Annotated in this window: 22 protein-coding genes; 16 read left to right on the forward strand and 6 right to left on the reverse strand. The window is 73.8% G+C overall.

The genetic code is table 11. The annotated features are described in order from the left end of the window. The first annotated feature begins 84 nt into the window (after window positions 1-84). The 10 genes from AB0M29_RS07510 to AB0M29_RS07555 all read left to right on the forward strand — a co-directional run bounded on the left by AB0M29_RS07510 (window position 85) and on the right by AB0M29_RS07555 (window position 11,924). Window positions 85-3,204, forward strand: a complete 3,120-nt coding sequence (locus AB0M29_RS07510; RefSeq protein WP_365380335.1) for a DEAD/DEAH box helicase — start codon at window positions 85-87, stop codon at window positions 3,202-3,204. Then, window positions 3,201-3,917, forward strand: a complete 717-nt coding sequence (locus tag AB0M29_RS07515; RefSeq protein WP_365380338.1) for a hypothetical protein — start codon at window positions 3,201-3,203, stop codon at window positions 3,915-3,917. The genes AB0M29_RS07510 and AB0M29_RS07515 overlap by 4 nt, the downstream gene beginning before the upstream one ends. Window positions 3,918-4,102: 185 nt before the next feature. After that, complete coding sequence (locus AB0M29_RS07520; RefSeq protein WP_365380340.1) at window positions 4,103-4,792, forward strand: hypothetical protein; 690 nt, start codon at window positions 4,103-4,105, stop codon at window positions 4,790-4,792. Window positions 4,793-4,997: 205 nt separating this feature from the next. Continuing rightward, window positions 4,998-5,975, forward strand: a complete 978-nt coding sequence (locus tag AB0M29_RS07525; protein WP_365380342.1) for a lysylphosphatidylglycerol synthase domain-containing protein — start codon at window positions 4,998-5,000, stop codon at window positions 5,973-5,975. 176 nt (window positions 5,976-6,151) lie between these two features. Further along, entirely contained in the window at window positions 6,152-7,429 is a 1,278-nt protein-coding gene (locus AB0M29_RS07530) for a family 16 glycosylhydrolase (protein ID WP_365380345.1), read from the forward strand. Between the two features lie 68 nt (window positions 7,430-7,497). Next, complete coding sequence (locus tag AB0M29_RS07535; RefSeq protein ID WP_365381015.1) at window positions 7,498-8,826, forward strand: ricin-type beta-trefoil lectin domain protein; 1,329 nt, start codon at window positions 7,498-7,500, stop codon at window positions 8,824-8,826. A 92-nt stretch (window positions 8,827-8,918) separates the two neighbouring features. Then, window positions 8,919-9,659 carry a response regulator transcription factor gene (locus tag AB0M29_RS07540; RefSeq protein WP_365380348.1) on the forward strand — a complete coding sequence of 247 codons (741 nt, stop codon included), beginning with the start codon at window positions 8,919-8,921 and terminating at the stop codon, window positions 9,657-9,659. Further along, on the forward strand, window positions 9,656-11,167 hold the full coding sequence (locus tag AB0M29_RS07545; protein WP_365380350.1) for a HAMP domain-containing sensor histidine kinase: 1,512 nt from the start codon (window positions 9,656-9,658) through the stop codon (window positions 11,165-11,167). Before AB0M29_RS07540 ends, AB0M29_RS07545 begins: the two co-directional genes overlap by 4 nt. Before the next feature lie 71 nt (window positions 11,168-11,238). Further along, window positions 11,239-11,697, forward strand: a complete 459-nt coding sequence (locus AB0M29_RS07550; protein ID WP_365380353.1) for a hypothetical protein — start codon at window positions 11,239-11,241, stop codon at window positions 11,695-11,697. Further along, window positions 11,694-11,924 carry a hypothetical protein gene (locus tag AB0M29_RS07555; protein WP_365380355.1) on the forward strand — a complete coding sequence of 77 codons (231 nt, stop codon included), beginning with the start codon at window positions 11,694-11,696 and terminating at the stop codon, window positions 11,922-11,924. The genes AB0M29_RS07550 and AB0M29_RS07555 overlap by 4 nt, the downstream gene beginning before the upstream one ends. A gap of 163 nt (window positions 11,925-12,087) precedes the next feature. Here AB0M29_RS07555 and AB0M29_RS07560 read toward each other — a convergent pair whose 3' ends face one another. Next, on the reverse strand, window positions 12,088-13,773 hold the full coding sequence (locus AB0M29_RS07560; RefSeq protein WP_365380358.1) for a bifunctional 3'-5' exonuclease/DNA polymerase: 1,686 nt from the start codon (window positions 13,771-13,773) through the stop codon (window positions 12,088-12,090). Window positions 13,774-13,963: 190 nt separating this feature from the next. Then, window positions 13,964-14,329, reverse strand: a complete 366-nt coding sequence (gene trxA / locus AB0M29_RS07565; RefSeq protein ID WP_365380361.1) for a thioredoxin — start codon at window positions 14,327-14,329, stop codon at window positions 13,964-13,966. Between the two features lie 110 nt (window positions 14,330-14,439). On the opposite strand from trxA, the gene AB0M29_RS07570 reads away from it, so the two are divergent. Further along, on the forward strand, window positions 14,440-14,667 hold the full coding sequence (locus AB0M29_RS07570; protein WP_365380364.1) for a hypothetical protein: 228 nt from the start codon (window positions 14,440-14,442) through the stop codon (window positions 14,665-14,667). A 197-nt stretch (window positions 14,668-14,864) separates the two neighbouring features. Here the strand turns inward: AB0M29_RS07570 and AB0M29_RS07575 are convergent, their stop codons facing one another. Then, a complete protein-coding gene (locus tag AB0M29_RS07575; RefSeq protein WP_365380366.1) occupies window positions 14,865-16,199 on the reverse strand; it encodes a citrate/2-methylcitrate synthase in 1,335 nt (444 codons plus the stop codon). 118 nt (window positions 16,200-16,317) lie between these two features. Between AB0M29_RS07575 and AB0M29_RS07580 the strand changes: the two genes are divergently transcribed. From AB0M29_RS07580 to AB0M29_RS07600, 5 genes are all read left to right on the forward strand, one after another. Continuing rightward, window positions 16,318-17,478: a citrate synthase/methylcitrate synthase gene (locus AB0M29_RS07580; protein ID WP_365380369.1), complete on the forward strand. Its 1,161-nt coding sequence runs from the start codon at window positions 16,318-16,320 to the stop codon at window positions 17,476-17,478. A gap of 78 nt (window positions 17,479-17,556) precedes the next feature. Then, window positions 17,557-18,510: an NADPH:quinone oxidoreductase family protein gene (locus AB0M29_RS07585; protein ID WP_365380371.1), complete on the forward strand. Its 954-nt coding sequence runs from the start codon at window positions 17,557-17,559 to the stop codon at window positions 18,508-18,510. Between the two features lie 123 nt (window positions 18,511-18,633). Further along, the gene (gene htpX / locus AB0M29_RS07590; RefSeq protein WP_365380374.1) at window positions 18,634-19,533 is read left to right on the forward strand and encodes a zinc metalloprotease HtpX; all 900 of its coding nucleotides are present in this window, start codon (window positions 18,634-18,636) and stop codon (window positions 19,531-19,533) included. Continuing rightward, a complete protein-coding gene (locus AB0M29_RS07595; protein ID WP_365380377.1) occupies window positions 19,533-20,084 on the forward strand; it encodes a hypothetical protein in 552 nt (183 codons plus the stop codon). The genes htpX and AB0M29_RS07595 overlap by 1 nt, the downstream gene beginning before the upstream one ends. A gap of 59 nt (window positions 20,085-20,143) precedes the next feature. Next, on the forward strand, window positions 20,144-20,587 hold the full coding sequence (locus AB0M29_RS07600) for a nitroreductase family deazaflavin-dependent oxidoreductase (RefSeq protein WP_365380379.1): 444 nt from the start codon (window positions 20,144-20,146) through the stop codon (window positions 20,585-20,587). An 86-nt stretch (window positions 20,588-20,673) separates the two neighbouring features. Here the strand turns inward: AB0M29_RS07600 and AB0M29_RS07605 are convergent, their stop codons facing one another. The 3 genes from AB0M29_RS07605 to AB0M29_RS07615 form a co-directional block, all read right to left on the reverse strand. Continuing rightward, entirely contained in the window at window positions 20,674-21,156 is a 483-nt protein-coding gene (locus AB0M29_RS07605; protein WP_365380382.1) for a hypothetical protein, read from the reverse strand. Next, window positions 21,153-21,593, reverse strand: a complete 441-nt coding sequence (locus AB0M29_RS07610) for a sigma-70 family RNA polymerase sigma factor (RefSeq protein ID WP_365381018.1) — start codon at window positions 21,591-21,593, stop codon at window positions 21,153-21,155. Before AB0M29_RS07610 ends, AB0M29_RS07605 begins: the two co-directional genes overlap by 4 nt. A 79-nt stretch (window positions 21,594-21,672) precedes the next feature. Next, window positions 21,673-22,164, reverse strand: a complete 492-nt coding sequence (locus AB0M29_RS07615; protein ID WP_365380385.1) for a DUF3995 domain-containing protein — start codon at window positions 22,162-22,164, stop codon at window positions 21,673-21,675. Window positions 22,165-22,238 lie beyond the last annotated feature (74 nt).

Consider the following 22,238-nt stretch of genomic DNA (forward strand, 5'->3'; position numbering starts at 1 on the left):
TGTCCTGACCTCGACGTAGGCTGGCGGCAGCCCTGATCACGCTGATCCGCCGCCGATCAGCCACGCCGACGGAAGGCAGCCGCCGTGTTCGCTCTGCACGCCCTGTGGAGAGCGGACCGGCGGCTCGCCGTCTGGGCGGAGGACAGCTCGGCCCGCACCGATGACGCCGCCGACGGCACGCACCCCTTCGCGGTGCCCGGCCCGCGGATCGCCGCCCTGCTCGCCGAGGGCGGCCCAGGACTGGAGTGGCTGGCCCGGCAGGCGGACACCGGCACCACCGCCCTCACCCTGCCCACCGCGGACGGCGCCACCGCCTCCGCACCGGGCCGGCCGCGGCCCTCTCCCGAACTGCGCATACCGGCGCCGCCCGAAGGACCGACCGACCGCCTCACCTCCTGGGCCGTGCCGGTCCTCCTCTTCGCCCCGGCCCAGGCCGCCCAGCTCCTCGGCGAGCTGTCGCACGCCGGCCTTCCCGACCTGCCCTACGGCGCCTCGCTGCGCTGGCTCGTGGCCGCCCACGACCTGGCCTGGCGGATGGTCGGCCGGGGCAGGCTGCTGCCCGAACTCACCCGCGAGGACGGCCGTCCGCACGCCCGCTGGCGCCCGGCCCCGGACGCCGCCGCCCACCGCGAACTGGCCGCGCTCACCGCGGCGGTCCCACCGGTCCTGACGGCGGCCCCCGGCGCGAGGGGCGCCGCCGAGATCGTCAGCGCCCTGGTGGACTGCGAGGCCCGCGCCGCACTGGAGGACGCGCCCGCCCTCGTCCGCGGCAGTACCGACGGCCGGGGCGCCGCGGAGGCGTGGACGGCCGCGCTCACCACCGCCGACGGGCGACCGGCCGACGCGGGGGAAGCGGGGGAGTGGGCCGCGCTGGAGGAGCGGCTCGCCGCCTGGCACCGCTCCTTCGCCGCCGACGATCCGCCACTGCGCCTGTGCTTCCGGCTCGCCGAGCCGCTGGGGGCGCACGAAGCGGACGACGCCTGGCGGCTGGACTTCCTGGTGCAGGCCGTGGACGAGCCGTCGCTCACCGTCGAGGCCGCCGACCTCTGGGAGGAGGGGCCCGCGCTCACCGCCCTGGAACGGTACGCGAAGCACCCGCCGCGACTGCTGCTGGAGGCACTGACCCGCGCCGCCCGTACGTACCAGGAACTGCGCGCCGCGCTGGCCGCGGACCGCCCGGTGGGGCTGCCGCTGGACCGCGAGGGGGCGCTGCGCTTCCTGCGCGACGCGGCGCCCGACCTGACCGCGGCGGGTTTCGGCGTCCTGCTGCCCACCTGGTGGCAGCGCAAGACCGGCCTGGGCCTCGCGCTGACGGTACGGCCGCCGCAGCCCGGCACCGTGGAGACCGCCAGCCTCGCCGACCGGGACAGCATCGTCGCCTTCCGCTGGCAGGCGGCCCTCGGCGACCAGGTGCTGACGGCCAAGGAACTCACCGCGCTGGCCGCCGCCCGCCAGGGGCTGGTACGGCTGCGCGGCCAGTGGACCGAGGTCGACCCGGCCCGGATCGCCGCCGCGCTGGCCTTCCTGGAACGCGCGGGCAGCGGCACCATGACCAGCGGCCAGGCACTGCGGATCGCCCTCGACCCCACCGCCACCGAGTCCGGGCTGCCGGTCGCGTCCGTCACCGCCGACGACCCGGCGGACCGGCTCGCCGGACTCGGCGCGCTGCTCGGCGCCGGGGCCGCCGACCACCGCCCGGCCGCGGTCGCCGTCCCGCCCGGCTTCACCGCGACCCTGCGCCCGTACCAGCAACGCGGCCTGGACTGGCTGGCGTTCCTGTCCCGGCTCGGCCTCGGCGCCGTGCTCGCCGACGACATGGGACTCGGCAAGACCGTCCAGACGCTGGCGCTGCTCGCCGTGGAGCACCGCCAGCGGCGGGCGCGTGACGGCGGCGGCACCGAATCCCCCACGCTGGTCGTCTGCCCGATGTCGCTGGTCGGCAACTGGCGCCGTGAGACAGCGGTGTTCGCGCCACGGTTGCGGGTCCATGTGCACCACGGCGCGCAGCGGCTGACCGGCCGGGAGCTCGCGGCGGCCGTCAGCGGCGCCGACCTGGTGATCACCACGTACGGGCTCGCGCAGCGTGACCAGGAGGCGCTGGCGGCCGTCAACTGGCGGCGGCTCGTGGTCGACGAGGCGCAGCACGTCAAGAACAGCACCACCCACCAGCACCAGGCGCTGCGCGCGCTGCCCGCCCGCCACCGGATCGCCCTCACCGGCACCCCCGTGGAGAACCGGCTCGCGGAGCTGCACGCCCTGCTCGACCTGGTCAACCCGGGGCTCTTCGGGACGGCGGGTGCCTTCAAGGAGCGGTACGCGATCCCCGTCGAGCGGGACGGCGACCCGGCGGCGGCGGCCGAACTGCGCCGCAGGACCGGCCCGTTCGTGCTGCGGCGGCTCAAGACCGACCCCGCCATCGCCCGTGACCTGCCCGCCAAACAGCACATCCGGGTGGTCTGCAACCTGACCGCGGAACAGGCCGCGCTCTACCGCGCGGTGGTCGAGGACATGCTGGCGCGGATCGAGGAGACCCGCGGCCTGCGCCGCCGCGCCCATGTCCTCGCCGCCCTCGGCAGGCTCAAGCAGGTGTGCAACCACCCCGCGCACTTCCTCGGCGACGGCTCCCCGCTGCCCGGCAGATCGGGCAAGCTCGCCCGGCTGGAGGAGACCCTCGAACAGGCCCTCGCCGAGGGCGACAAGACACTGTGCTTCACGCAGTACGCCGCCTTCGGTGCGCTGTTGCAGCCCTATCTGGCCGAACGCCTCGGTACCGAGGTGCTGTTCCTGCACGGCGGCGACCCGGCGCGGGCCCGCGAGGAGATGGTGGCCAGGTTCCAGGACCCGGCGGGGCCCGCGGTCTTCCTGCTCTCCCTCAAGGCGGGCGGCACCGGGCTCAATCTCACCGCCGCCCGGCAGGTCGTGCACCTCGACCGCTGGTGGAACCCGGCCGTCGAGGACCAGGCCACCGACCGGGCGTTCCGGATCGGCCAGCCGCGCGACGTCCAGGTGCGCACCTTCGTCTGCGCCGGGACCGTCGAGGAGCGGATCGACGCGATGATCGAGGCCAAGAGGACCCTGGCGGACGCGGCCGTCGGCGCCGTCGGCGCGGGCGAGGGGGCCGCCGCCGACTGGCTCACGCAGCTGTCCACCGCCGAACTGCGCGACGCGCTGCGGCTGTCGGAGGAGGAGGCGGTGAGCGAATGACCCCGCGCCACCCCGACCCGGGACGTCCCTGGTCGGCGCGGTTCGCCGCCCGGCTGACCGCACTCGGGCTGACCGTGGGCCCGGGCGCCGGCGCGGTCAGCCGCCTGACGGTGGAACCCGGCCTGGTCACCGCGCTGGTCCGGCAGGACGCCCGTACGGCATGGGCGGTACGGGTGGGTCTCGCCGTCCTCGGCGACGAGGAGTGGGACCAGATCGAACGGGCCATGGCCGCCGACAGCGCGGTGCACGAACAGCTCCTCGACGGTGAACTGCCGCAGGACACCGACGCGTTGTTCGCCAGAGCCGGTCTGCCGCTGCTGCCCGCCGCCGAACGCGAGCTGGTGCTGGAGTGCGACTGCCCGGACTGGGCGCAGCCCTGCGCCCCGGTGCGGGCGGTCCTCACCGAACTCGGCGCGGTCTTCGACAGCGACCCGTTCCAGGTCACCGCGTGGCGCGGCCGCGACCGCCGGGCACTGCTGGACGCGGCGCGGGCCCGTACCCGCGACGGTGCCGCGGTCAACGCGGGCGGAGCGCCGGCCGCGTCCGCCCGGCCGCCCGGCGGTTTCTGGGACGCGGGTGAGCTCCCGGCCCGCCCCCGCGGTGTGCCCGCCGCCCCCGCCGTCGCCGAACTGGCCCGCCCCGCGGTCAGCGTCCGCGGCCGCAACCTCGCCGACACCCTGGCACCCGCGTACGAGGCGTTCCTCAGCTGGTGACGCCACCCGCCCCGTGGCACGCGGCCGGGCCGCCGCGCCCCGGAATGCTCCTTCCGCCATCGCGACCTGCCGCTTTGACACGACGATGACCTGGGCGAGTGGTGTTGTTGAACGGGCGTTGCCTACCGTGGGCCCTGCAAGCGGACCACGGCGCGCCGGGGCCCGGCCGTCGTTACGGAGGCATCATGCGCCGTTCCCTCGTCCCACCACTGGTACGACCCGGGCGCCGCCGCGACACGCGGGACGGCAGCCCGCTCGACCCGTGGGCGACCGCCGCCGCCATGGCCGTCGTCGTGGTGGCCGTCGGCGTCGCGGCCGCCGCGGGATGCGCGGGCGCGGGCGGCCTGCGGGTGGACCCGGCGGACGACGGCGCCACGGCCACCGCCTCGGTCGCCTCGGCGGGCCACGCGATACGCGGCATACCGAAGGGCACGGTCTTCACCCCGTACACGGCCGAGACCGGCGGCTTCCAGGTGGCCGTACCCCAGGGCTGGCAGCACACCGAACGGGCGAATTACGCGAGCTTCGCCGACCGCCTCGACTTCGTCACCGTGCAGTGGGCCAAGGCCGCCGCCGCACCCACCGTCGACTCGGTCGAAAAGGTCGAGATCCCGGCCCTGAAGGAACACGCGAGCGTGTTCACCCTGCAGAGCGTGGAGCGGGTCGAGCGGCCCGCGGGGGCGGGCGTGGAGATCGACTACCTGCAGGGCGGCGGTCCTGACGTCGTCACCGGGCGCACGGCCGTCGACAGCGTGCAGCGGTATCTCTTCTTCCACGAGGGCGTCCTCGTCACCCTCACCCTGGCGGGTCCCAAGGGAGCGGACGACTCGCGTTCCTGGCGGACCGTGACCGACTCGCTGTTCTGGCTCCGTTGACCCGGGTGGCGCTGTGTCGTTACGACACGGGCCCCGTGGCGGCCTACTCTGGCCAAATCGTCCCTTTCGCCGCAGACCGCTAACCGATCCCCCTCGCCCACTCCTGTGACGGCCGCGCGGTCGGCCGCCCCACGGTCCGGCCGTGCCGGGCCGCACGGCTGTGCACGTCCCCCACCTGCCGTACCGCATGCGACGAGGAGTAACCGTGTCCATCGCCCGCAACGAGGGTGTCCTGTGGCAGCGCAACGCGATGCGGTCCCTCGCGGTGCTGCTGCCGGTGGCCGCGGTGGCGGTGCTGGCGGTGAGCAAGTGGCCGCTGATCGGGTCGAGTGCCGGGCGGCTCGGCGAGGCCGACGGCGCGTGGCTGACGGTGGCGGCCTTCGCCGCGTTCATGACCTGGGTGTGCTCGGCCACCGCGCAGCAGGGCGCGGTCGTCGAACCGCTGCCTCCCGGGCTGCTCCTGGCCGCGCAGTTCGCCGCCTCCGCGGCCAACCACGTGCTGCCCGCGGGGCTGGGCGGAAACGCCGTCAACCTGCGGTTCCTGATCCGCCGCGGACTCACCCCGACCCGCTCGGTCACCGCGCTCACCGTACGGGCGACGGCCGCGGTGATCGGCCGGGTGGTGCTGCTGCTGACCCTGCTCGCGCTCTTCCCCGGCGCCCTGCACCTGCACCGGCTCGCCCCGCACCGGCCCGCGCTGCCCGGCCGTCCGTCGCTGATCGTGGCGGTCGCGGTCCTGCTCACGGTGGGCGCGGTGCTGCTGACCCGGTACGCGGGCAGGCTGCGCGCGCGGCTGCGGTCCTTCCTCGCCGCGATGGCCGGTGACGTGCGGACGCTGCACGGCAACCGCGCCCGGGTGGCGGCGCTGTGGGGTGGTTCGCTGGCCTTCCCCGCGATGCACGCGGCCGTGGTGGTCGCGGTGATCCGGGCGGTGCACTCCCCGGTGCCGGTCAGCGGTGTGGTGGTGGCGTATCTGTTCGCGAGCACCGCGGCGGGCTGGCTGCCGACCCCGGCGGGGCTCGGCTCGCTCGACGCGGCGCTCGGTCTCACCCTGGTCACCGCCGGCGCCTCCGCCGTCGCGGCCACGTCCGCCGTGCTCGGCTATCGCCTGGTCACGGCGTGGCTGCCGCTCATCCCGGGAGTCCTGGTGCTGGCCGTGCTGGTGAGGCGCAGGGAACTTTAGGTACAGACCTTTGCCGGAAGTCTTGACGGCCCTCTTCTCCGCCATTTAAATCACGTCCTGAACTAAGACGTGATGTAAGTCCCCCGGGCGCCTCACCGCCCCGTGTCTTCTCTCTCTGCATGTCAGGAGCATGACTTTTTGCGGCCTTTGGGCCGTCCCCGACCGAGGAGTCCGGCATGTCGGCACCACCCCCCACCCGACACCTACGCCCCCGCCCCCTCGCGCTGCTCGCCGCCGCCGTCCTGCTGCTCTTCGGCTGGCTCCAGCAGACCGCGTCCGCCACCGCCGTCCACACCACCGCCGCCGCCCCGGCCGCGGCGAGCGCGACGGCCACCTTCACCGACGACTTCAACGGCCCGGCGGGCAGCGCGGTCGACAGCTCCAAGTGGGGCTACGAGACCGGCGACAACGTCAACAACCACGAGCGGGAGTACTACACCAGCGGCACCCACAACGCCGCGCTCGACGGCCAGGGCGATCTCGTCATCACCGCCCGCAAGGAGAACCCCGCCAACTACCAGTGCTGGTACGGCACCTGCCAGTACACCTCGGCGCGGCTGTCCACACCCGGCAGGTTCAGCCAGGCGTACGGCCACTTCGAGACCCGGATGAAACTGCCGCGCGGCCAGGGCATGTGGCCCGCCTTCTGGATGCTCGGCGGCGGCAACTGGCCCACCGACGGCGAGATCGACATCATGGAGAACGTCGGCTTCGAGCCCGGTTCCGTACACGGCACCATCCACGGTCCCGGCTACTCCGGCGCCAACGGGATCGGCGCGGGCTACACCCTGCCCGGCGGCCAGAGCTTCTCCGACGCCTTCCACACCTTCGCCGTGGACTGGGCTCCCAACTCCATCTCCTGGTCGGTCGACGGCCACGTCTACGAGACCCGCACCCCCGCCGACCTGAACGGCAACCGCTGGGTCTACGACCACCCGTTCTACCTGATCCTCAACCTCGCGGTCGGCGGCTACTGGCCCGGCGACCCCGACGGCAGCACCTCCTTCCCGCAGCAACTCGTCGTCGACTACGTCCATGTCACCACCAGCGACTCCGGCGGCGGCACCGGCACCGGCCACGCCATCACCGGCCTCGGCGGCAAGTGCGTGGACGTGGCGGGCGCCAGCAGCGCCAACGGCACCGCCGTGCAGCTCTACGACTGCAACGGCAGCGGCGCGCAAGTCTGGACCGTCGGCTCCGACGGCACGATCCGCGCGCTCGGCAAGTGCATGGACGTCACCGCCGCGGGCACCGCGAACGGCACCCAGGTGCAGCTCTACGACTGCAACGGCACCAACGCGCAGAAGTGGACCGTCACTTCCGCGCACGACATCGTCAACCCGGCCGCGAACAAGTGTCTCGACGCCACCGGGAACAGCTCCGCCAACGGCACCAGGCTCCAGATCTGGGACTGCTCCGGAGGCGCCAACCAGAAATGGACCGTGACCGGCTGATGAGAAGGCCCAGCAAGAAACTCGCGTTCCTCGGAGCCGCCGCCCTGGTCTCCGGCGGCCTGGTCGTCATGGGCGTCGACGCCGCCTCCGGCGCCGACGTGACAGGACCGATCAACGGCTACGGCGGCAAGTGCGTGGATGTGGCGGGCGCCAGCAGCGCCAACGGCACCGCGGTCCAGCTCTACGACTGCAACGGCAGCGGCGCGCAAGCCTGGACGGTCTCGTCCGACAACAGCCTGCGGGCCCTCGGCAAGTGCATGGACGTCACCGCCGCGGGCACCGCCAACGGCACCCAGGTGCAGCTCTACGACTGCAACGGCACCAACGCGCAGAAGTGGACCGCGCAGGGCGGGCAGTTGGTCAACACCGGCTCGGGCAAGTGCCTCGACGCGACGGGCGTCAGCTCCGCCAACGGCACCCGGCTGCAGATCTGGGACTGCTCCGGAGGCGCCAACCAGAAGTGGACGCTGCCCACCGGCGGCGGCACCACCCCGCCCACCACCCCGCCGGCCGGCGGCAACGGCGTGCAAGCCGTGGCCCCGTACCTCTACAACGGCTGGGGCAACCCCCCGGACCCCACGACCATCATGAACGCCACCGGCGTCAAGTGGTTCACGCTGGCCTTCGTCCTCAGCAACGGCACCTGCAACCCGCAGTGGGACGGCGGCCGTCCGCTCACCGGCGGCGTCGACCAGACCACCATCAACAAGATCCGCGCCGCCGGCGGCGACGTCATCCCGTCCTTCGGCGGCTACAGCGGCAACAAGCTGGAGTCCTCCTGCACCAGCGCCGCCGCGCTGGCCGGGGCCTACCAGAAGGTGATCAACGCCTACGGGCTCAAGGCGATCGACATCGACATCGAGGCCGACGCGTACAGCAACGGCACCGTGCAGCAGCGCACCGTCGACGCGCTCATGACGATCAAGGCCAACAACCCCGGGATCGCCGTCTACGTCACCATGGGCACCGGCCAGTCCGGCCCCGACACCAGCCTGATCAGCAAGGGCGCCGCCTCCGGGCTCACCGTCGACAGCTGGACGATCATGCCGTTCGACTTCGGCGGCGCGGGCCAGAACATGGGCAATCTCACCCTGCAGGCGGCCGACGGCCTCAAGAACGCGGTGAAGAACGCCTACGGCTACAGCGACGACCAGGCGTACCGGCACATCGGCATCTCGTCGATGAACGGCATCACCGACAACAACGAGACGGTCACCGTGGCCGATTTCCGTACCATCCTCGGCTACGCCCAGAGCCACCACCTGGCCCGGCTGACGTTCTGGTCGGCCAACCGGGACCGGCCGTGCCCCGGCGCGTACCCGAACGACGACACCTGCTCCGGCGTCTCGCAGCAGGCGTGGGACTTCACCCGCACCTTCGCGCAGTACGGCGGCTGAGACCCCCGCCACAGCTCCTCCGCTCCCCGTCCGTGTATGCATGGCTTCCGCGATGCACCATGCTGCGGATGGGGAGCGGAGGCATTTTCCTGATGACGCACACAGACACCGGTGCCGGGCCCGCCACGGGCCGGGTGCTCGTGGTCGACGACGACGCGGCGATACGCCGTTCGCTCGGCCGCGCCCTGCGGCTGCGGGGCTTCGCCGTGTCCGAGGCCGACGGCGGCGCCGCCGCGCTCGACCTGCTCGGCCGCACCCCGCCCGACGTCCTGGTGCTGGACATATCGATGCCGGACGTCAACGGCATCGAGGTCTGCCGCACCCTGCGGGCCGACGGCAGCGACCTGCCCGTGCTGGTGCTCTCCGCCCTCGACGAGGTCGGCGACCGGGTCGCCGGACTCCAGGCCGGCGCGGACGACTACCTGGTCAAGCCCTTCGCCCTGGAGGAGCTGGTGCTGCGGCTGCACGCGCTGCTGCGCCGCCGCCCGCCCCGCCCCGACGGCCAGCTCCGCGCCTGCGGCCTGGTCCTCGACCCGGCGGCCCGCACCGCCACCCGTGACGGCGAGGCGCTGGAGCTGACCCGCCGCGAGTTCGAGCTGCTGGAGATCCTGGCCCGCAACACCGGCATCGTCCTCACCCGCGACCAGCTCCTCGACCGCGTCTGGGGCTACGACTTCGAGGTCCGCACCGACGCCGTCGACACCTTCGTCAGCTACCTGCGCCGCAAACTGGAGGCAGGCGGGCGCCCGCGGATCCTGCACACCGTACGGGGCGTCGGCTTCGTGCTCCGCGACGACCGGCCGGGCGCCGCGGCCGACGGGTCCGGCCGGTGAGGCTGTCCACGCGCATCGCGCTCGCCGTCGCCGTCGTGGTGCCGCTGCTCGTCCTGGGCTCCGGCTGGATCATGGTCCGGCTGGTCGCCGCCGACGTCCACGCCCAGGCCGACGCCCATCTGCGCGACCGGGCCGCCACGGTACGGCCGGACGCCCGCAACCTGCTGCGCGCCACGGCCAACGACCGGCCGCCGAGCGTCGAACAGGCCAGGCAGCGCAAGCTCTTCACCGCCGCCCTCGATGTCGGCATCCGGGTCGTCGGGCAGGGGAACCCCGTCTCCTACGGGCCGCAGCCGGCCGCCGCAGACCTGCTGCCACCGGCCGCGGACGCCGCCCGCCCGATCACCCTGCAGTTCGACGGGAAGAGCTGGCGGGTGCTGGCCGTGCCGGTGTCGGTGACCCGGCCCGACGCGAGCGGCACCCTGTGGCTGTTCTCGTCGGACTCCGTGGGACAGCAGCAGATCACCCGGGTCAGGCGCCGCATCCTCACCGTCGCGCTGCTCACCGTGCCCGTCGCGGCCGCCGTTGCCTGGCTCGTCGCCACCCGGGCCGCCCGTCCGCTGCGCCGGCTGCAGCGCCGGGCCAGTGGCATCGACCCGCGGGTCAGCGCCACCCGCCTCGACCACGTCCCCACCCATGTCACCGAGGTCGACGAACTCGCCCGCACCCTGCAGACCGTGCTGACCCGCTACGACGAGCAGGCCGCCCGTACCGCCGAGGCGCTCGCCACCGCGCGCTCCTTCTCCGCCGCGGCCTCCCACGAGCTGCGGACCCCGCTGATGAGCATGCGGATCAACCTCGACGTGCTGGACGGCGACCCGCCGCCGCAGCCGGCGGAACGCGCCGAGATCGTCGCCGACCTGCGGGCGGAGCACACCCGGCTGCTCGGGCTGCTGGTGATGCTGCGCGCCCTCGCCCAGGGCGACCTGGTGGAGGCCGACGCCTTCGGCCCGGTCGACCTCGCCGACGTGGTCGACGCCTCGGTGGCGGCGCTGCGCCGCGAGCGCCCCGACGCCCGGGTCACCGTCAGCGCGGAGCCCGGTCTGACGGTGCACGGCTGGCCGCAGGGCCTGCGCTCGGCGGTGGACAACCTGCTGGTCAACGCCGCCGTGCACGGCGCGGGAGGCGCCGGGGACAGGGGCACGGCGCTGATCGGCGTGGCCCTGCGGGCCGGTGGCGACCCGGCGGCGCCCACCGTCGTCCTCACCGTCGACGACCACGGCCCGGGTGTGCCGCCGGCCGCCCGCCAGACGATATTCGAGCGCTTCCGGCGGCGGCCGGACAGCCCGGGCTCCGGTCTCGGCCTGGCCCTGGTCGGCCAGCAGATCGCCCTGCACGGCGGATGGATCACCGTCGGCGACCGGCCCGGCGGACCCGGCGCGCGCTTCACCGTCACCCTCCCGCTCGCCGCCGCGCACACCGCCGCGACCCTCGAACTGCCGCGGGCCCGGGACTGGTTGACCGGTGCCTCCGGCGGATCACAAGGTTTCCACAAAGACGGTTCCTAACCTCCGGCGACAAGGGCCGCACCGGTCCCCGCGCGGCGCACCGCCGCGCTCCACGCCGAGGAGGAACTCCCATGCACACCACCCGTACCGCGGTCGCCGCGGGCGCCGCGCTGGCGGCCCTGCTCGCCACCGCCGGCGCCGCGAGCGCGGACAGCGGCACGTCGACGGCCACGTCCTCGACCGCCCCGTCCGCCGCGGCCAAGGCGCACAAGGCGCCGGCCGGGGACGGCGCGCGCGCCCTGTGCCGGCGCGTGCCCAGGATCGAGGCCCGGATCTCCCGGGCTCTCAAGCGCCTCAACGGCCCCGATACCGAGATCGGCTCCGTCGCCCGGCTGCAGGAGCGGGTCAACAACGCCAAGGCCGCGGGCCACACCGAGATCGAGACCTACCTCAACAACCGGCTCACCTTCCGCAAGTCGCTGATCCCGATGCTGACCCAGCGCAACACCGACCTGGCGGGCGTCAGTTCCTGGTGCGGCACGCACGACAACGGCAAGGGCAGCGCCAAGGACGGCGGGACCGCCAAGTGACCCGTCGCACGCGGCTGTTCGCCCTGCTGCCGGCCGGTCTGCTGGCCGCGGTCCTCGTCACGGGCTGCGGCGGCCACAGCGACCACTCGGGCGCCCCCGCGTCCGACGGCACCGGCAGCAGCTCGCCGGCGCCGGACGCCTCGGAGCTCGCCCATCTGCAGAAGCTCGTCGACGGCGCCGACTCGGCGGCCTCCGCGGCCGAGTCCGACGCCGCCAACGACAAGTGACCGCACCGCGCCCAGCGGCCTGGTGCCCAGTGGCGCCCGGCGGTGACGTCGCCGTGAGCGGCGCTCGCCACCGCGGGCGCCGCGAGCGCGGACGGGCGCACGTCTTCGGCCACGTCCTCGACGGCGCCGACCGGGGACGGCGCGCACGCCCTGTGCGGGCGGGCTACTTGGCGTCCGCGTAGCACTCCACCACGTGTGTCTCCAAGGGGAACGGCACCGGGGTGGCACCGAACACCAGGCGGCGGGCCTCGTCGCCCGCCGCCGCCACCGCCCGCTCGACCTCCGGCGCCAGCGCGGCAGGGGTGTGCACGATCACCTCGTCGTGCTGGAAGAACACCAGCCGGGGCTCGGGCCCCAGGGCGGTCAGCCGGCGGCGCAGCGAGGCGAGCACGGCCAGCGCCCAGTCGGTGGCGCTCGCCTGGATCACGAAGTTGCGGGTGAAGCGCCCCCAGGAACGGGCGGCCCTGCGGTCGGGCGACGCCCCGTCCGCGGGGTCGGCCGTGTCGTCGAGCAACCGCTCGGCGGACGGCGCCGGAGAGGTACGGCCCAGCTGGGACCGTACGATCCCGCCCGCCTCGCCGGTCCTGGCCGCGGCCTCCACCAGCGCCAGGGCGGCGGGGAACCGGCGCCGCATGATGGCCAGCAACTGGCCCGCCTCGCCGCTGGTCTGGCCGTACATCGCGGCGAGCACCGCGATCTTCGCCCGCTGGCGGTCGCCGCCGAAGGCGTCGCGGGCCAGCGCCGCGTAGAGGTCGCCGTCGGCGGCGGCCGCCGCGAGACCCGCGTCGCCGGACATCGCGGCCAGCACCCGGGGTTCGAGCTGACCGGCGTCGGCGACCACCAGACGGTGCCCGGGGTCGGCGACCACCGCCGAGCGCAGCAGCCGCGGGATCTGCAGCGCCCCGCCGCCGCGGGTGGCCCAGCGGCCGGAGACGACACCGCCCACCACGTACTCCGCGCGGAACCTGCCGTCGCGCACCCAGCTCTCCCGCCATGCCCAGCCGTGGGCGGCGTGGATACGCGACAGCTCCTTGTAGCGCTGCAGCAGCGCGGCGGCGGGGTGGTCCACCTCGCGCAGCTGGTGCGAGCGGGTGGAGGTGAGATGGACGCCGACCCGGGCGAAGGCGGGCAGGATCTGCGCGGGGGAGTCGGGATTGACCGGGCGGCCGAGGGCGTCCTGGATCCTCGACGTCAGTTCGCCGAGCACCGCGGGCCGGTTGCCGCCCGCCGGGCGCGGGCCGAGCAGGCCGGTGAGCAGCGCGTCGTGGACCGTGGCACTCCACGGCAGGCCGTCGCGCCCCATCTCCACCGCGGCGAGGGCGCCCGCGGATTCCGCGGCGCACAGCAGCCGCATCCGGTCGGGGTGCTCACCCGCGGCGATCCGGCGCAATTGGGCGGCGTGCACGGCGACCAGCGCGGTCAACGGGTCGACGTCCAGCGGCAGGTGGCGCCGGTCGGCGGCGAAGAGGACCGGCTGGTCGTCGGCGCCGGGCTCGGGCGCGTCCGGCGGCTCGGGCAGCCCCTGCAGACGCGCCCAGGCGGCGCCCAGCGAACGTGGTCTGCCGTGCCTGCTCTCCTGGCCGAGCAGCAGCGACTCCACGAGCTTGACGTCATGGCAGCGGGCCACCCGGGGCGCGCCGCGGTCCAGCAGCGCCGCGTACGTCTCGTCGGTGCCCGCCCACACCCAGCGCGGTGCGTCGGCCGCCTCCCGGCGCGCCACCTCCGCGGCGAGGTCCGGCACCGCCTCGACCCCGCCGAGCACCGCCCCCTCGCCGTCGAGACGGCACAGCCTGCCGCCGCCTCCTACCGGGTCACCCACCACCCCCACCCGCATGTCTCCACCGCTCACCCCTCGACCCTAGGCCCACCCTCTGACAACGCCCTCCGGGCGCGGGTTGCGCGATCCGGGCAAACGCGGTCCGGCGGTGCCGGTCCGGGCTCAGCCCGCGGGGGCTGCTGCCGGTCCGGCACCGCCGGATACGCCGTACGGGTTGCGGGCCGTGGCGGCGGAACGAGGGTGCGGTGGGGGAGGGGTGAGGTCAGCTGCCCTGGGCCTCGGCGACGGACTTGCGGACCTCGTCCATGTCGAGGGCGCGCGCCTGCGCGATCACGTCCTCGAGCGCGGGCTCGGGCAAGGCGCCCGGCTGCGCGAAGACCGCGACCTTGTCGCGGACGATCATCAACGTCGGGATCGACTGGATCTGGAAGGCGGCCGCAAGCTCCGGCTGCGCCTCCGTGTCGACCTTGGCGAAGACCAGATCCTGGTGCTTCTCCGACGACTTGTCGTAGACCGGCGCGAACATCCGGCACGGCCCGCACCAGGCGGCCCAGAAGTCGATGAGGACGAAATCGTGCGCCGACACGACCTCGTCGAAGTTCTCCTTGGTCAGCTCCACAGTGCTCATGCCCCCCACAACGGGCGGCGGCCGCAGGAAATTCCTGGCCGTTCACTCATAAGGATGGTGCCGACCGTATGCGTAGTGGCGCGGCCCGCTTCCCTGTCGTTGGTCGGCGTATGGCAGCGACGCAGTGGAGCCCGGCGAGCGGCGAGACGAACGGTACGGAGGACGCGGGGGCGTGGCGACCCGTCCGTGGTGGAACGGTTCTGCAGGGCGCCGCGGACGCCCCGGTCTTCGCGGCACTGGCCGCCCAGTGGCGGTCCGCGGGCCGCATGGTGCCCGGCCAGGTGGACTCCGAGTGGGCCGAACTCGTAGGCCGCGTCCCCCGTCTGACCCGGGTCTGAAGGCCGTGGGCCGCACCGGGTGCGGCCCACGGTGGGCCGATGGTCGGGAAACGACAGCGACTGCCGCCCAGGGCCGGTGGTGACGCGCGCCGCCGCGGTGGCTTGTCGCGCAGTTCCCCGCGCCCCTGACGGGGGCGCGTCCACGGGCCGCACACATGGCCCGCCCGTGACGGGGCGCGGCTAGCGGCCGGGCGCTCTCAGGGGAGCGGTTGGGGTGGGCGCGGGCCCTGGTAGAGGCCGCTGGGGCGCATCCGGAGGGGCCGCTCCGCGTACTCCTCCAGGGCGTGCGCGATCCAGCCCGCGGTGCGGGCGACGGCGAAGACCGTTTCGCCCGCTTCCTCGGGCATCGCGCAGGCGACGGAGAGCACGCCGAGCGCGAGGTCCACGTTCGCGTGCAGGGGGGTGTGCCGGGCGGTGGTCGCCACCACGTCGCGGGCGGCGGCGAGCGCGTCGGAGGCGGCGGGCACCTCGGTGAGCAGGTCGAAGAGCAGGGTGGCCCGCGGGTCCTCGCCCTGGTAGAGCCGGTGGCCGAGGCCCGGGATCCGCTGCCCGGCGCGCAGTTGTCCGGCGACGACCGGCCCGGCGCCGCCCCGCTCCAGCACCTCGGCGAGCATCCGGTGGGCCAGCGCGCTGGCCTGGCCGTGCAAGGGGCCGTCCAGCGCGCCCAGGCCCGCGGACACCGCCGCGTAAGGGTGCGCGCGGGCGGAGGCGGCGACTCGTACGGCCAGTGTCGAGGCGGCCAGGTCGTGGTCGATGAGCAGGGCCAGCGCCGCGTCCAACACCCTGAGCGAGGCGTCGTCCGGCGGCAGCGCGGTCAGCCGCGACCACAGCCGCCAGGCCAGCCGTCCCGCGCCCCGGTGCGGCTGCCCGGCCGCTGGCAGGGCGTCGACCAGGGTGGGGATCAGGCTCCGGGCCGTGCCCAGCACCGCCTCGGGGGACAGGTCGAACCGCAGCGGGTCCGCGCTCGCCGCCGCGATGACGGCGACCCGCAGCCGGTCCATCGGTCCGCTGGCCGCGGGGAGCGAACCGGCCGCCCGGCGCGCCGCCGCCAGCGGCTCCGGGGGAGCGGTGAAGCGGACACCGCGCCGCAGCTCGCCGGTCCACACCCACTCCGCGACCTCCTCGTAGGAGTACGCGCGGGCCAGCGCTGTCGCGTCGACGCCACGGAAGGAGTAGCGGTCGGCCTCGATCAGGGTGACGCTGGTAGGGATCCGGCCCCAGCCGCCGTCGGCGGCGCCCTCCGCAGGCCGGTCCTGCGCGCCGCTGCCCGGCCGTCCGCGTCCGGCCAGCACCGCGACCTCGCCGGGGTCGAAGGTGCTGCCCCGCCCGCCCGGCACCCGGCGGCTGGTGAGCAGGCCGCGGCTGACGTACGCGTAGAGCGTCTCCGGCTTCACCCCGAGCCGCCGCGCCGCCTCCCGGGTGCTGATCCGTCCCTCAGAGCCAGAGCCAGAGCCAGAGCCCGATCCCGTGTCCTGCGCCGAAGCGTCAGCGTCGGCGGCCTCGGCCGCCTCGGCGGCACCTTGATCGTCCATGGCCTCACCGTATCCCGGTCAACATCAGCGTCCATATTGATTGATCGTGGATCTAATCAATGTTGACAGAAATAAAATCAATCATGGACAGTCAAGTCAACACCCAAGGAGGACACCGATGCCGACCACCGAGCAGAACGCCCCGATCGACGTACCCCGCGGTCTCAAGGGCGTGATCGTCACCGAGACATCCCTCGGCGACGTCCGCGGACTCGAGGGCTTCTACCACTACCGGGAGTTCTCGGCCGTCGAACTGGCGCAGACCCGCGGCTTCGAGGACGTCTGGCACCTGATGTTCCACGGCACGCTTCCCGACGCCGCCCAGCGCGCGGAGTTCACCGCCAGGACGGCCCCGCTGCGGCACCTGCCCCCGGACGTGGCCGACGCGCTCCCGGCGATCGCGCGCTCCACCGCCCTGTCGGGCCCGCTCGCCGGACTCCGTACCGCCCTGTCGCTGGCCGGTGCCTCGGCGGGCTTCCGGCCGCTGTACGACATCGGCCCCGAGCGGCGGCGCGAGGACGCGCTGGCGGCCTGCGCCGTCGTCCCCACGCTGCTGACCGCGCTGCACCGGCTCGGCCAGGGCCTGGAGCCGGTCGCGCCCAGGGACGACCTGCCGTACGCCGCGAACTACCTCTACATGCTGACCGGCGAGGAGGCCGACCCGGCCAGGGTCCGGGCCATCGAGAGCTATCTGATCTCGACCGTCGACCACGGCTTCAACGCCTCGACCTTCACGGCCCGCGTCATCGCCTCCACCGGCGCCGACCTGGCCGCCTGCCTGGTGGGCGCGATCGGCGCCCTGTCCGGGCCGCTGCACGGCGGTGCCCCGAGCCGGGCGCTGGACACCCTGGACGCCATCGGCAGCCCGGACCGGATCGACGGCTGGCTGCGCGAGCACATCCTCGCGGGCGACCGCATCATGGGCTTCGGCCACCCCGTCTACCGCACGGAGGACCCGCGCTCGCGGATGCTCAAGGGCATCGCCCGCGGTATCGGCGGCGACCTGGTCGACTTCGCCGTGCAGGTCGAGTCGCGCGCCGAGGCGATACTCGCCGAGTTGAAGCCCGGCCGCGAACTCCACATCAACGTCGAGTTCTTCGCCGGTGTGGTGATGGAGCTGTCCGGGCTGCCGCGGGAGATGTTCACGCCCACCTTCGCCGCTGCCCGGGTCGTCGGCTGGAGTGCCAACATCCTGGAGCAGGCCGAGGACAGCAAGATCATCCGCCCGGCCGCGCGCTATGTGGGACCGCCGCCGCCCCAGCCGGTCCCGGCGCTCTGAGGGTCCCTCTCGCGTACATACCGACCAGTCGGTAAGGTCTTCCCTGACGGAACCGCACCACCACCCGGAGGAGTCGACGTGCGCGCCATCCAGATCACCGAGTTCGGCGGACCGGAGGTCCTGCGGGAGGCGGAACTGCCCGATCCCGTGGCGGGCCCCGGCCAGCTCCTCGTCGACGTCGACTCCGCCGGCGTCAACTACGCCGACACCCACACGGTCGAGGACTCGTACCTCTCCCGCTCGACACTGCCGATGGTCCCCGGCGCCGAGGTCGTCGGCCGCACCGCCGACGGCCGCCGGGTGGTGGCCCTCACCGACAACGGCGGCTACGCCGAGAAGGCCGCCGTCCAGGCGTATCTGGCCCATGACGTGCCCGACGGCGTCACGGACGGCCAGGCGCTCGCCCTCGTCGTCCAGGGGCTCACCGCCTGGCACCTGCTGCGCACCTCGGCGCGGCTGGCCGAGGGGGAGAGCGTGGTGGTGCACGCCGCGGCGGGCGGCACCGGCTCGCTCGCCGTGCAGCTCGCGAAGGCGTTCGGCGCCGGCCGGGTGATCGCCACCGCCTCGTCCAAGGAGAAGCGCGACCTCGCCCTGGAACTCGGCGCGGACATCGCGATCGACGCCGATCCCGAGGGCATGAAGGAGCGGCTGGTCGAGGCCAACGGCGGCAAGAAGGTGGACATCGTCCTGGAGATGACCGGCGGCCCGGTCTTCGACGCCTCGCTCGCCGCGCTCGCCCCGTTCGGCCGCCTCGTCACCTACGGCATGGCGTCCAGGACACCTCCGACCCCGGTCCAGGCCGCTCAGCTCATGGGCCGCTCCCGGGCGGTCGTCGGCTTCTGGCTGATGCACTGCCTCGGCCGCCCGGGGATGTACCGCGAGCCCATGGCGGAACTGCTCGACATGACCGCGCGGGGCCGCCTCGTACCCCAGGTCGGCGGCGTCTATCCGCTCTCCGAGGTGGCCCGGGCCCACGAGGACATCCGCAACCGGCAAACCTTCGGCAAATTGGTCCTTGATGTGAGGGTCTGAGCGGAACCCGACGGCTCGTCGTCGTCGTTGAAGGGGGTGCACAGTGGAATCGGGTGCACACTCGACTACGAGGCTCGACGGGCCGTCGCCTGCGGTCCGCGCCCCGCACCTCTCGGAGGGGCCATGGTTCGCAACCGCTTCGCGGCCGACCGGGGACTGACCACCCGCATGGTGGTCACGATGTTCCTCATCGGTCTGCTCTACGTCGTCTTCGTGGGTGCGTTGCTGGCACTGCTGCGGGGAGCCTGGCCGATGATCCTGGTGATCGCGGGCCTGCTGTTCGTCGCGCAGTTCTGGTTCAGCGACCGCATCGCCGCCTTCAGCATGGGCGCCAGGGAGGTCACCGCCGAGGAGGCACCCGAGCTGCACGGCGTCGTCGACCGGATCTGCGCGCTCGCCGACATGCCCAAGCCCAAGGTCGCGATCGCCGACTCCGACGTGCCCAACGCCTTCGCCACCGGCCGTAACCAGAAGAACACCGTGGTGTGCGCCACCACCGGCCTGCTGCGCCGACTGGAGCCCGACGAGCTGGAGGGCGTCATCGCCCACGAGCTGTCCCATGTCGCGCACAAGGACGTCGCGGTCATGACGATCGCCTCCTTCCTCGGCATCCTGGCCGGGGTCATCACCCGCATCGGGCTCTACGGCGGCTTCCGCAGGAACCGCGACCCCAACACCGCCCTCATCGTCATCCTCATCCCGCTGGTCAGCGCCGTCGTCTACGCGATCAGCTTCCTGCTGACCCGGATGCTGTCGCGCTACCGCGAGCTGTCCGCCGACCGCAGCGCCGCGCTGCTCACCGGCCGCCCCTCGTCGCTGGCGTCCGCCCTCACCAAGGTCAGCGGCCACATGGCCGCCATCCCCACCGAGGACCTGCGCAAGGCCCAGCCGTTCAACGCCTTCTACTTCGCCCCGGCCCTCAGCGCCGGCGTCGGGTTCTCGCAGCTGCTGTCCACCCACCCCACCCTCGACGAGCGGCTGGAGCAGCTCGGCCGGATCACCCTCGAACTGGGCCGCCACTGATGGGGCTGCTCGACGTCCTCCTCGGCCGCACCAAACCGGTCAGGCCCGACCTCGACCAGCTCTTCGGGCTCTCCTCCGCCGCCCTCACCCTGGAGGCCGCCAGCGACCTGCGGCCCACCGGGCTCGGCTCGGTGTGCTTCGCGGCCGTCGAGGGCGGCGCCTTCGCCGAGATCCAGCAGGATCTGCACGCGCTGCTGGGCACCGAGTCCAGCCAGGACACCTTCGGCTACACCTGGCTGCTCGCCCGTCGGCAGCCGACCGAGATCACCGACCTGGTGACCGATCTGCACGCCGTCAACTCCGCGCTGGAGGAGCACGGCTTCGGCCCGCAGCTGCTCTGCTCCCTCCTCGGTTTCAAGGACGCCGTCGGCCACTCGCTGGCCCTCGTCTACCTCTACAAGCGCGGCTCCTTCTACCCGTTCGCACCATTGCCCGGCGAGAAGCGGGACAACACCCTGGAGTTGCAGGTCAAGGCGCTGGTGGCCAACGATCTGCGGTTGGAGAACGACATGGCGCGCTGGTTCCCCGTGTGGGGGGCACCGGGTCTCTGACGCCCCATCCGCCCCAGCCGCGCCTAAAGTAAGACATACTCACCCAGGAAGGCACACGCATGACGACGTCTTACGACCCGGCACAGGTGCAGATCAGCCCGGAGCAGTGGGTGGCCGACCAGGCCAGGAAGTACGAGGAGTCGGGCGGCACCGAGGGCACCGACCTGATGGGCTCGCCCTGCCTGCTCCTCGACTACCGGGGCCGCCGCAGCGGTACCTGGCGGCGTACCGTCCTGATCTACGGCCGGGACGGCGGGGACTACCTGATCGTCGCCTCCAAGGGCGGCGCGCCCGAGCATCCGGCCTGGTACCTGAGCCTCCAGGAGCACCCCGAGGTCCATCTGCGCGTCGGCCCCGAGCGGTTCCCCGCCCTCGCCGAGACGCTCTCGCCCGACGAGAAGGCCCGCGTCTGGCCGCATCTGCTCGACGTGTACGCGCCGTACGAGGACTACCAGAAGAAGACCGACCGGGACATCCCCGTCGTACGGCTGCGCAGGAGCTGACCGCTCGGGCCGCCGCCGGGGGAGGCCGGGGAGTACGGGGGAGCCTTAACCTCAGCCCTCAGCCCTCAGCCCTCAGCCCTCAGCCCTCAGCCTTCCGGCCGCGCGGCTGCGGCTGTCCGCTCGGCGAGCCGGGCGAGACTGCGGCGGCCCTCGGCGCGCACGCCCAGCGGAAGCAGCGCGGCGCGCCCCGGCAGCCGCACCCCGCCGGTGAAGGCGACGGTGGTGGTGAGCCCGTCCGGCGCCTCGGTGGCGGCGATCCCGATCAGCAGGAAGCGGCTCTGCAGCCAGCACCACCCCGGGCGCAGCACCCCGTCGAAGCGGGCCCGCGGCCCGAACCGGCTGCGGGCGACGGCTTCGAGCCGGTCGCCGTCGCGGCCGACCACCCGCACCCGGGCCATGTCGGTGACGATCCGCCCGAACTCGCCCTCCAGATCGGCCACCAGCGGCCAGACGGTGGCGAGCGGCGCGTCGATGACCCGCTCGGTCACCCGGGCGCCCCGGACCCCGGCGGCGAGCGCGTGCAGCCGGCGTACCGGATCGGGATCGGACGTGGGCCAGTGGACGGTCATGCGGACCACGCCTTTCTGAAGGTGTCACGGGCCCTGTGCAGGCGGGACTTGACGGTGCCGACGCGCAGCCCGAGGCGCTCGGCCGCGGCGCGTTCGTCGAGCCCCTCCAGGTCGCGCAGCACCAGGACGGCCCGGTGCTCGGGGGACAGCCGGTTGAGCACGTCGTGGATGTCGGCGGCGAGTTGCGGGTCGCCGGGGGCGGGCACCTCGGTCAGCTCGGCCGGGATCGCACGGGCCGAGCGGCGGGCCACCCGTACCGCCTCACGTGCGGCGATGGCCCGCACCCAGCCGTAGAGCGCGGCCGGTTCCTTCAGGCCGCGCAGATTGCGGAAGACCGCGACGAGCGCCTCCTGCGCGGCGTCGGGACCGTCGTCGAGCGCGATGGGCGCGCAGATCCTGCCGACGAACGGGGCGAGTTCGTCGAGCAGGTCGTTCATCGCCAGGGTGTCGCCGCGCTGCGCGGCCCTCACCAGACGGGCGGTGGCGGCGGAGTCCCTCGCGGGAGAGGTCGGCTGGTCAGCCACGGATCGGATCGTCTCCGCGCAGTACGGTCACGGCGGCCACCGCGAGCGCGGCGCACAGCGGAGTGTAGAGGCCGGTGTTGAGGCACCGGAACCGATCGCCCGCGGCCGGGTCGAGCCCCACATGGCTGCCGAGCGCCCACACCATCCCGGCCAGCGCCCGCGCCGACACCCCGCAGGCCACCGCCACCGTCCCGGCCTGCCACACCCGGCCGAAGCGGTGGCCGCGGCCGAGCCGGGCCCGCGCCACCACCACCCCCGCGCCGCAGAACAGCACCGTCGCCAGCGGCAGCAGGATGGGCGGGGTGAACGGCACGTCCTTGCCGAGCACCGCGAGCGACAGTGTGCGGGCGTCATGGGCGGGCCACCACCCGGCGCGCGTCGCCCAGAACAGATGCATCAGGCCGTCGGCGGTGAGCACGGTGGCGACCGCGGTGGCCGCCGCGTGCGTCGTCGATGTCTGGGTCTTCCGCGTCGTCTCCAGCACGGCCGTCTCCTCGGGTGTCGCGAATACGTCACCCTCCAGAGGAACCGGGACGGCGATTCGTTCCCGACGACTTT

It is taken from the genome of Streptomyces sp. NPDC051976 (assembly GCF_040680795.1).
Lineage (GTDB): Bacteria > Actinomycetota > Actinomycetes > Streptomycetales > Streptomycetaceae > Actinacidiphila.